Genomic DNA, 9,282 nt, shown 5'->3' on the forward strand with positions numbered 1-9,282 from the left:
CCAGTTTAACTTGGAAACTGGCAGCCCTTACCGTTTGGCAAATTTGTAAGCAAACAACGCGTGCCGCCGCCGTTGGCGAAGAGGCTCGCGCTGTCGCCGAAACGTTATTTGCTGGCGCCGCGCTCATCTGCCTTTGGCGTCTTGCTTTTCCTGTTCGAGGGATTTCTTGATCGCGTCGTTGAAGTGCTTCTGATGTTCATCGGCGCTCAGTGCGGAGGGCGCGACGAGTTGGGCCGGATATTCGCCGCCTTCCCAGCGGAGATTGCGGATGTCACGCGGTCCCTGCCATGGTCTGGCGTTCACGTTCACTTTCTTTCCGTCTTTGACGGTTTCGCCGTTGGGGCTGAGGTTGAATTCGGCAACGGTCTGCCAGTTGGCCAGCGGCGCGGTGATTTTCGGATCGGTGGCCATCAGCTCGTTCAGACTGACGGCAACAGTCTGCCAATCGGGCGAGCCTTTCAGTTCCTTGACCACCGTGTAATCGAGGGCCGGTTTGCCGGGTGCAAAGACGCCCCACTCGTTGCTGATGAATTTCACGACGAGCGCGTTGTCGGTTTGGGTTTTGATTTCGAACAGCAGTTTCGCGCCATCCGGCCCACGCCATTTCGGATCCTTCACCTTTCGCGTATAAGCGGACCAGAGCGGAGGATGTCCCCAGTTTAAACGATACCAGTCGTGCCAACCGCGGGAACCATCGTCAATCATCCGCTCCGGCCTGTCCGTCGCCTTCACGCCGGCAGCCTGCAACTGCGCCGGCGATGAGGAGAGCACGCGGGAGCTGATGGCGAACGCGTCGCTATTTTCGTGGCCGGGCGACTGGGCGATATTCCGGTACTGCGCGGGCGTGTCATAGATCACATTCGCATAGGTGAAGATCGGTTGGGCAACGCTTAGAATGGGGCAGGCGGCTTTCCATTGGCTGCCGTCTTTCTTCGCCATTGCGTCGCGCCAGAAGCGTGTCAATTCGTGCGGATCAATTGAGTAATAAATGTCCACGCGTTTGACCGGCATCGTTTCGTCCGGGGCAACGGTGACGATCGGCACGCCGTCCGCGGTCTTGAGGTTCAATTCAATCTTCGGTGTCTGCGGCATCGTGAACGCGCCCTTCAAATGCTGCTCGAACCAGAGCGGCTGCGTGATCGCGTGCGCTTCGGTGTGGCGATGGTTCAGGTGCGGCGCGATGCTGAAGCGCAGGATGTCGTCGGTCACGTTGCGCCAGTTCCACGCCATGTTATCAATGTGCGCGTGGAAATCGTTCGCGGGGGAAAGCCAAAGCACCGGACATGTGATGCGCGGAATGTACGCGTTATCGGAAATGCAGGCGAACTCAAGCGGCGGCGGCTTGGATTTTTGGCATCCGGGCAGATCGGTCTGGCTTTCCAGAATATTGCCCGAACCGCCGCAGGACGGCACCGCCGCTTTCACGCGTTGGTCTATGCCGGCCAGATCAGTCGTGAGTTTGCCGCCCATCGAATGACCGCACGCTCCAATCCGCGCGGGATCAACTTCCGGCTGCTGCTCCAGAAAGGTAAGCGCACGCCGCGCCGCGATCAGCACAAGGTACCAGTTGCTGTTCCGCGGTGACTCAACGCCGTCGAGCGTGAACTCATCGGGCGTCAGCGCTCCGGCGAAATGATTCGCCTTGTTCCGCTGCGGCGGATGCGTGGCGTCGAGTTTGCCCCAGTCGGTTTGCGGGCCATTATACGTTTCCTTCGACCGTCCAAAGTTCAACTTATTGCCGCCCCAGTTGAGCGACATGCCGGCATAACCGCGCTTCGCGAAACCGATCATGCTGTCGAGATTCGCCGACTGTCCGCCGCCATGCATCTCGAGGACGGCGGGCAGCTTGGTGCCGCCTTTCGGGAACGCGTAGAACGCGGCCACTTTTGCCGGCGCGCCCTTGAACACACCCACCTGATAGCGGACCAACCGACAGCTGACGCCGTCCTGTTCCCACTCCTTGAGCACCTCCGCCGCCAGCGGTTCATGGCGCGGATCATAACCCGACCACAGTTCCGCAACGTTGGTTGGCACCCTGCCATCCTTCAACGGTGGCAGGGAGTCCCCGGCCCGAATGTTCTCCGTATTCGCCACCAGCAACAGGGTGGCGAAGATTGCAAAGGTGTGTTTCATGATTATTCCGGGTGTTTTCATGCTTCCGTCATTGCCAATGTTTGGACCTTTTGCAGTGGATGGCCAAACCACTGGGAAACAGTTCCATTTTCGCCTCGTGCTTACGCTGCAATTGGGTTTCTTTTGAGGCGTTGTTATGGTCGAACCCCCTTTCGGAATTTGCTTTTGGGCACGCTTCATGCTTTCACTTATCGCGTTGCGGTAAAGGAGCATTGCTTTTTGAATTGAGCTCATATTCGAGCGGGAAGGCCATTTGCGTGCCTCCATGAACAGCAACGAGCAGGCAAGAACCTGACTTCCCAACCGAAAGCAGTGGCTTGGAGTTTTCTCGTGCGGAACGGGATCGTTGTCGGGACGTTCGGCGCGTGCAACGCGGCCAGTGACACGAGCAGCAGTCGTGAGGGTCAATCGTGCAAGTCATTTCATTTGACCACCTCAATGACTGGCGGATCGGTCGGAACCGGTGGATTCATCATCATTTGGCTGGTGCCGATGCCCACATATTGTCCGGAGCGTTGGGCATCCGAAAGCGCAAGGCTGATGATGCCGCTGGCGGCCAGCCGTTTCCTGACGTAATCGGTCAGATCAATTTCGACCCAACCGGCTTTGGGGAAGGGTGCCTTGGTGATGAGATTGCCCAGCTTGGGCTGCGTATTCCAAGTGATGGGCTTCTCTCCCCGGGCGCTCCAGGTTTCATCCGGCACTTCCAACACCGCGAAAGTGACTTTGTCGAACTGCATGGTTGATCCAGCCGTTGTATTGAAGCGCAAGGTGGCTTTCTGGATCGTCTTTCCCTTGAGGGACGACAGGTCGAATTTTAAGAAGGGTCGGCGCCCGCGTTTCCCGACGTCCTTATCGAATTCCTGCACGGGGGCATACTTGGAGTAACCGAAAACTTGTTCCGGCCGGCCGGCATCCACATAGGTATCTTCTACGGCGGGAAAACGAATCACGCCAGGAGGGAGATCGCTTTTTGATTCGACGATCCACTCGCGGCTAAAAAAGGCCTCATCGAAAAAGAGATGTTCCGGATCATCACTCAACTTTTTGACAAAGACGGTTGCGGTTTGACCGCCTGCGGGGTTCTTGAAGTGAAGGTAAAGCCGGGTCCACCCGGTGACCTTGGCCAAAGTGGCGGTCGTTTCCTTTCCAGCGGCGTCGCGCACGCCGATCTGGACCTTCTGCGCATTGATGGTGGGCTTTACCCACGCCCAGTATTGATAATCGGATCCGGGCTTCAGGTTGGCCACGGTCTGTTCTAGCCCATTGGCACCCGCGCCAAGCTGCGCGGCCCCGAAGAGGCGGAAGGCCGGATCGCTGGCCGGATTGTGCCAACATGCACCCTTGGTGCGGAAAGGCTGCGCCGATTTGGTCCCCGTACTGACCCACGGGGCCAGAGTGTCTTTTTCTTCAAAGCCATGGTTCACCAGCAGGTTCAAGAAGGTAGCCTGTGGGCGAACAAAGGCGATATCCCGAGGCGATTTGAGGTCGCAACCGGCTTGCCAAGCGGGTTTTCCGAATGGATACGCACCGATATCGGGCTTGGCCCCCTCGGTGATTCCTTCCAGCGGCACTCCGGCCCCAATCGCCGGGGACCCGGGCTTGAGGGTAAAGTCGTAATTCCATGGCTCTTCCAACTTGTCGATCGGTTTGCCACTCTTGTCATTGAAGACCTCTGCCGGATTAATGGAGGAAAGATTGGCGACGTAGGTCTGCCCCGCGAAAGGAGTCACGTTAAAACCGAAGATGTTATTCACCCACTGGCACCCGGCATAATCACCGCCGTGCCCGACGGGCATGGAACGCTTGTACTTCTCATTGACACTGTCGAAGTCCGCCTCGGGGTTGGGGTTGTAATCGCTGAAGCGGTAGATGGTGTTGTTGTACACCAGCACATTGACCTTCGGCTCGTTCATGGCGAGGACAGGGATAACATTGTGATGGACGATGAAACCGGCGGCCGCATTATCCAGATAGATGCCATTGATATAAAGCAACCGGCGGTAATCGGTCATGCATTGGTTGTAGGCGATCTCGGTGCCTTCCCCGTCCGACATTCCCGCGCCGAGACAGTTGGAGTCGCGAGCCAGAAATGAGGCATCCCGGAAGAAGTTATGGACGATCTGGCTATGCACCGTATTAATACCGAGCATTCGATCGCCAGACTTCTCCATTGTGTTATAAGCAAAGAGCTGTTCATTACCACTCATCAGCACGGCGATGGCACAACCCTCTTCCGAGAGGTGGTGGAAATAATTGTTCACCACGCGGTTTCGTTCTCCCCCGATCACCAACATGGCTCTGCTCTTGGAAAAGGCCAGCTCGCTGTCGCGAATTTCGTTGCGCTTACCGTTCATTTTTGAGCCCTCCTGGTAGAGCAACTTCATCCCCTGGAGCCGGCAGTCGGTCGTTGTCTCATTCATCATCACGTTGCCGCCTTGCCCCTCGATATTTTGAATGACGATGAATTTTTTGCCACTCAAGTCCACCACCGACTGACGGGAGGAAACTTCGATCTGGAGGCTGGACGGATTCACGCCGCCGGAGGCGCGATAAAAGATCTGTTTGGTCTTGGCTTCATAGACCCACTCGTTATCCGCATCCAGCAATGCGCGGGTGCCGGAGACAACGTAGGTGAATTTATAGTGCGGGTTCGGTTTGCGGTCCGAACTCAGAATCATTTTTTCGAGCGTGATGGTTTTCTTAACCGGATCAAAGGAACGAATCTTGCCCTTCTCCGCCCACCAACCGTTGTACCACTGGAGATACCAGATCTTGCCTTCCTGCAACCAGTTTGCAGGCTTGTGATCGGGCAGGCGAGAATCGGCGATAGTATCCATGCCTTTCTCCACCGCCCCGCTGTTGCTCACCGCTTCGACCTCGGCTCGTAGCGCCTCCAAAAAACTACCCTGCGCTTTCGGCCAGCGAGCCTCGATGGCCCGTTGCCCATCCACCAGAAGCAGGCTATCGCGTGTGCCCTTCGGAGCCGTGGCCTTGTAAACGCCATCCTTGTCAGGCTGCCAGCCAGTTACCGGGTCCAAGGCGGAGAGAATCACTTTTTCCTGTTGGTAGGGTTTGTAGCTGATGGGGCGTCCCGCTTCTCCGGAAGCCGTCGGCACCAAGGTTTCCCGGTAGGTTCCTGCCCGCAGGATGCAGGTATCGCCGGGCTTCAATTGGGACGAAGCCCGGGCAATGGTCCGAAACGGGAGCGCCAGAGTTCCCTGATTACTGTCCAGACCATTCTTGGCATCAACATAATACTCGGCAGCGTGCGGTCTCCCGGCCACCAGCAGGAGGACAAGGAGGGAGATGGTCGTTTTCATTTTGGACTATGGTGGCGTAATCTGCGGAGGAGCTTTGTCCGGTGCAGATGCTGGCTAGGGGGAGGCAAGCGGAGTGGTCGCCAGGTTACCTTTGCGGTTTTTTATAACCCAATACACCACGCCGCCGGCAACGGCCAGCAAGGCAATGCCCAGCAAGGGCCGGTACCAAATCCAGGCCACCGCGATGGTAATGAACGACAACGGCAAAGCGAATGCCAAGGCCAGCAGCGCGGTGCCAAAGCCCACGAGATTGCCCAGAAACGGGATGATATCCGCCAGCACCTGAATGGGCTTGAAAATCAGCAGGAATCCAATCCACATGAATACGATGCAGATGCCGCGCAGGATCCAAGTGAGCAGTGAATTATCTTTCTTGGCTTGTTGAAACATTTCCACGGCTCCATGTTCGCCAGGCACCAGCATCTCGACTTTATTGCCATTCTTGCTCACGAACGGCTCAAAGGATTTGCCCACTTGCTTGGACACCAGGCTGACGGTACAGGGCGTGACCACTTGGAACGCGACGCGCTGGTCGCCCACGATGGGGGAATCAGGGCGGGCGCCAAAATACAGGAACCCTCCGGCTGGCTTGGCCTGGCCCTTGATCGCGCCCGGCAGGGAATCTGCTGCGGGAAGGGGCAACGGCGCATAGCTTTGAACCTTTCCCAAGAGCGAACTGGAAAGTGCAAACGCGCCCAAGTTAACAGGACTGGCAACCGTTTCACGTCCGGGATAACGCATACTGGTGGGGTTGACATGATCTTGCTGCTGGCGAAATTTGGATGAATCCACCAGTTCGCTTCGCCACTCTTTTTTGTAAGTGTAGGTCTTTTCCTTGGTGGTGCTACCGCCCAGGTTTTTTGATGAGGTTTCCGAGGACGATTCGACCCATTGATACATCTCCGTATTGCGCTTTAATTTGAGCGCCTTGGCCATCACACCGAATTCCGGGTCGGCCAAAGTCTGGTCGGTCACGACCTGGCCGGTTAGGTGAACCACCTTGCCCTCATTGGCGGGGTTCACCGGGTCGGCGGCGACCGATACGGCAAGTTTCTGCGCCTCGCCCAAAGCGGAAGCCGTCCGCACCGCGCGACCTTCATTCCAGAAAAGCGCGATGGTGCAGATTGGGATTAACACGAGGCCGAAAAGAATGCCCACCAGGCTGTTCTTGATCCGGCTAAACCATGATTCTTCGCTGAATTCAGTAAAAGTATCTTGTGACATAGTTCTCTCTTTCGTAAGCTTAGTTAGCGCTGATGCTCATCTTGAACCCCTTTGCGGAAATACCTTTCAGGCTCTGAGGGTTTTGCGCCCAACGGGTACCGGCCGCAGCGACGGCAATGAAACTCATTACCACACGTGAACAAATTTTCATAGCCTTAGCTTTGCTCCACAATTTCACTTCAGTTATTTCACTGTCAACGCGCTTCATGCGCCTCATTTCCCGGTGGCCGCCAAATCCACGCAGACGAGCTCCCGGTCGTTGCGCGCAAACAGGCATTTTTTCGCAAAGGCCGGGTGACTCCACACCACCGCGCGGCCAAAGGCCTTGTTGCTCGCGTCCAGCACATGGAACCGGCTGATTTCCTCGTACCCTTTCGGTGAAAGCCGGGCGAGCATCAGGTCGCCCAACTCATTGAAGAGGAAAAAGCGATCCTCATGCTTGACCAAAAACGCCGTGCCGTAACGCCCCTTTTTCCCCTCGCCGGTGGTCGGGGCTGTGGTTTGCCAAACGCGTTCGCCATCTTCGCGGCGGATGCACATCAGGGTGCCGGTTTCCACGTCGCAGCCGTAGATATGCTCCCCTTCCAGGAACGGCGTGGCCGTGCCGCTGTAGAGGGCATTCTTCGCCTGGCCTTTCCATACGAGTTCCACGCCGGCCGCGCCCGGCTTGAGCTTGAGCAGCGCGCCCACGAGGCTGTAGCTGGAGACATACAGCAAATCCCCGTCCTGGCGCGGGGCGGCAATGGCCATGCCGTAGCTGGGTTTCAAGGGATAGGACCAGTTCAGCGTGCCGCGCTCAGGATTCAGGCTGTTCAATGAATCGCCATGCCAGAATAATAACTGCGGCTTGCCCTGATGCTCAATCAAGGTGGGCGCGCCATAGCCCGGCGTCGAGGCCGGCAACGCGCGCCAGCGCTCGCGCCCCGTTGCTTTGTCAAATGCCACCAACACCCCGTTGCTCTGTCCCACCGCGCAGATCACCGTGTCCCCGACCATCAGCGGATGCGAGGCGTAACCCCACACCGCGGTCCTGGCGTCGTAATCCTTCGTGAAATCTTTGCTCCATACCACCTGGCCGGAACCTGCGTCCAGACACCAAAAGTTGCCTTCCGCACCCAGTGCATACACCCGATTACCCTCCACCGTGGGAGTACAGCGCGGCCCGCTGCCATAGGCGATCTTGTACGGCCGCGGATATTCATGCAGCCACAACCGCTTGCCGGTAGCCGCATCGAAACACAGGACCCGCTCGACACCGGCCATCTCATCCACATTGAACGAATTATTTTTCGCCTCGCCGGATTGCTTCGCATAATCCATCACATAAACCTTGCCGCCGGCTACCGCCGGACCGCTATAGCCACCGGCTATGGGCGTGCGCCATTTAATGGGCAACCCGGTAGCGGGGAATTGAGTCACCACGCCGGATTCGTGCCAGACGCTGTCACGCCGGGGCCCCATGAACTGGGGCCAATCCTCGCCGATGACTGCGGTCGCCAACAGACAACCCGCGAGTCCAACCCATTTCACATAAATATTGGTCTTCATATAGTATGAGGCTAAATTTACAAACTCGTACTCGTTTTTCCTGGTTGCATCTGAGTTTTCAGGCCGCGCTATTTGGAGGCAGGCGGGCGGCAATCTTCCTTGCTGACATGATGCACCCGCTCGGATTTCTTACCGCCAAGAAAATCAAGTTTAACCTCGGCAAGGTGCTTTTGTTTGGCCGCTTCAAAGTGAATGACCGCATCGTTTCGCTCCAGGGCGAACACCTTGCGTTTGCCATGCTCTTCGAGATCATCCAGCACCTTTCGCATGGCTTCGGCCTTCCGGGCTGGAATCAGCTCCTGGTTCTTCTCGCTCTTGTCAATTTTTTCCATCGCTTTGATCGCGGGGGGAATCTGAGATGCCGGGAGAAAGCCGCTCGCGTTAGGCTTGTAGAGGACCAGGTCGTAGATTTTGTCCGCTGCCGCATCCACGGTCATAACTTGGACCGCACCGCCGCCCGGCACCTCGGTAAGAAAGGTTCTCATGCCCGGCTCACAAACGAGCTGGAACTCACCGCCGGAGGGCAAATCAATCAAGAGCGTCCCATTGGTATCAAAGATCGGAGTTCTCATGAAGAAGCCGGTACGGTAGTGCTGGTGAATGTTGATAAGCGCTTTGCCGGCAGGCGGCGCTGCGATGCGAGGGACGGCCGTCACAATCGTGTCGGCGGCATGGCTTGTCGGTGGAAGGCACAGGACGAATCCGAGACAGAGTGTGAAGAAGTGAATCGTGGTCTGATTGATAAGCAACGATTTTCTGGCACGCGTCATCCTCGCGTTTATCGTGTTACGGTAAGGGATCAGTGCTTGTCGCGCGTTATTCATGCCTAAAAACATACGCCTGCGCAAATTCTGGTCAAGCGCGTTTCCAGTGAGGCGAATTGGTTTTCAAAGGGTTTGGGTTGAAATCCGAATCATTCAGGTCGCTCAATTTCTTGTACCCTGCCCCTGCATTTTTACACCCTTATCGCAGGGCAGGATCAAAGAAACTCTTCCGTTGATTCCAATGAGCTTTCAAGCTGAGACTAAGGCGCGCAGGATTTTGGGCGGCTGGC

The 9,282-nt window shown here is 56.8% G+C and carries 7 protein-coding genes; 1 reads left to right on the forward strand and 6 read right to left on the reverse strand.

Features of this window, described 5'->3' with window-relative positions:
- Positions 1-123 precede the first annotated feature (123 nt).
- The 6 genes from WCO56_06320 to WCO56_06345 all read right to left on the reverse strand — a co-directional run bounded on the left by WCO56_06320 (position 124) and on the right by WCO56_06345 (position 9,064).
- Positions 124-2,133 carry an acetylxylan esterase gene (locus WCO56_06320; protein ID MEI7729165.1) on the reverse strand — a complete coding sequence of 670 codons (2,010 nt, stop codon included), beginning with the start codon at positions 2,131-2,133 and terminating at the stop codon, positions 124-126.
- A 422-nt stretch (positions 2,134-2,555) separates the two neighbouring features.
- Entirely contained in the window at positions 2,556-5,456 is a 2,901-nt protein-coding gene (locus WCO56_06325; protein MEI7729166.1) for a DNRLRE domain-containing protein, read from the reverse strand.
- Between the two features lie 54 nt (positions 5,457-5,510).
- Entirely contained in the window at positions 5,511-6,680 is a 1,170-nt protein-coding gene (locus tag WCO56_06330) for a TMEM43 family protein (GenBank protein MEI7729167.1), read from the reverse strand.
- A 19-nt stretch (positions 6,681-6,699) separates the two neighbouring features.
- Complete coding sequence (locus tag WCO56_06335) at positions 6,700-6,888, reverse strand: hypothetical protein (GenBank protein ID MEI7729168.1); 189 nt, start codon at positions 6,886-6,888, stop codon at positions 6,700-6,702.
- A gap of 5 nt (positions 6,889-6,893) precedes the next feature.
- Entirely contained in the window at positions 6,894-8,228 is a 1,335-nt protein-coding gene (locus tag WCO56_06340) for a PQQ-binding-like beta-propeller repeat protein (GenBank protein ID MEI7729169.1), read from the reverse strand.
- A gap of 68 nt (positions 8,229-8,296) precedes the next feature.
- Positions 8,297-9,064 carry a hypothetical protein gene (locus tag WCO56_06345; protein MEI7729170.1) on the reverse strand — a complete coding sequence of 256 codons (768 nt, stop codon included), beginning with the start codon at positions 9,062-9,064 and terminating at the stop codon, positions 8,297-8,299.
- On the opposite strand from WCO56_06345, the gene WCO56_06350 reads away from it, so the two are divergent.
- Positions 9,051-9,282, forward strand: a 232-nt coding sequence (locus WCO56_06350) for a hypothetical protein (protein MEI7729171.1), incomplete at its 3' end; no start/stop codon positions are given. The two genes, WCO56_06345 and WCO56_06350, sit on opposite strands and share 14 nt — an antisense overlap.

The organism is Verrucomicrobiota bacterium (genome assembly GCA_037139415.1).
Taxonomy (GTDB): domain Bacteria; phylum Verrucomicrobiota; class Verrucomicrobiia; order Limisphaerales; family Fontisphaeraceae; genus JBAXGN01.

Coding starts and splice junctions, on each gene's coding strand:
- WCO56_06320 (MEI7729165.1), bottom strand. CDS start 2,133: ATGAAACACACCTTTGCAATCTTCGCCACCCTGTTGCTGGTGGCGAAT.
- WCO56_06325 (MEI7729166.1), bottom strand. CDS start 5,456: ATGAAAACGACCATCTCCCTCCTTGTCCTCCTGCTGGTGGCCGGGAGA.
- WCO56_06330 (MEI7729167.1), bottom strand. CDS start 6,680: ATGTCACAAGATACTTTTACTGAATTCAGCGAAGAATCATGGTTTAGC.
- WCO56_06335 (MEI7729168.1), bottom strand. CDS start 6,888: ATGAAGCGCGTTGACAGTGAAATAACTGAAGTGAAATTGTGGAGCAAA.
- WCO56_06340 (MEI7729169.1), bottom strand. CDS start 8,228: ATGAAGACCAATATTTATGTGAAATGGGTTGGACTCGCGGGTTGTCTG.
- WCO56_06345 (MEI7729170.1), bottom strand. CDS start 9,064: ATGTTTTTAGGCATGAATAACGCGCGACAAGCACTGATCCCTTACCGT.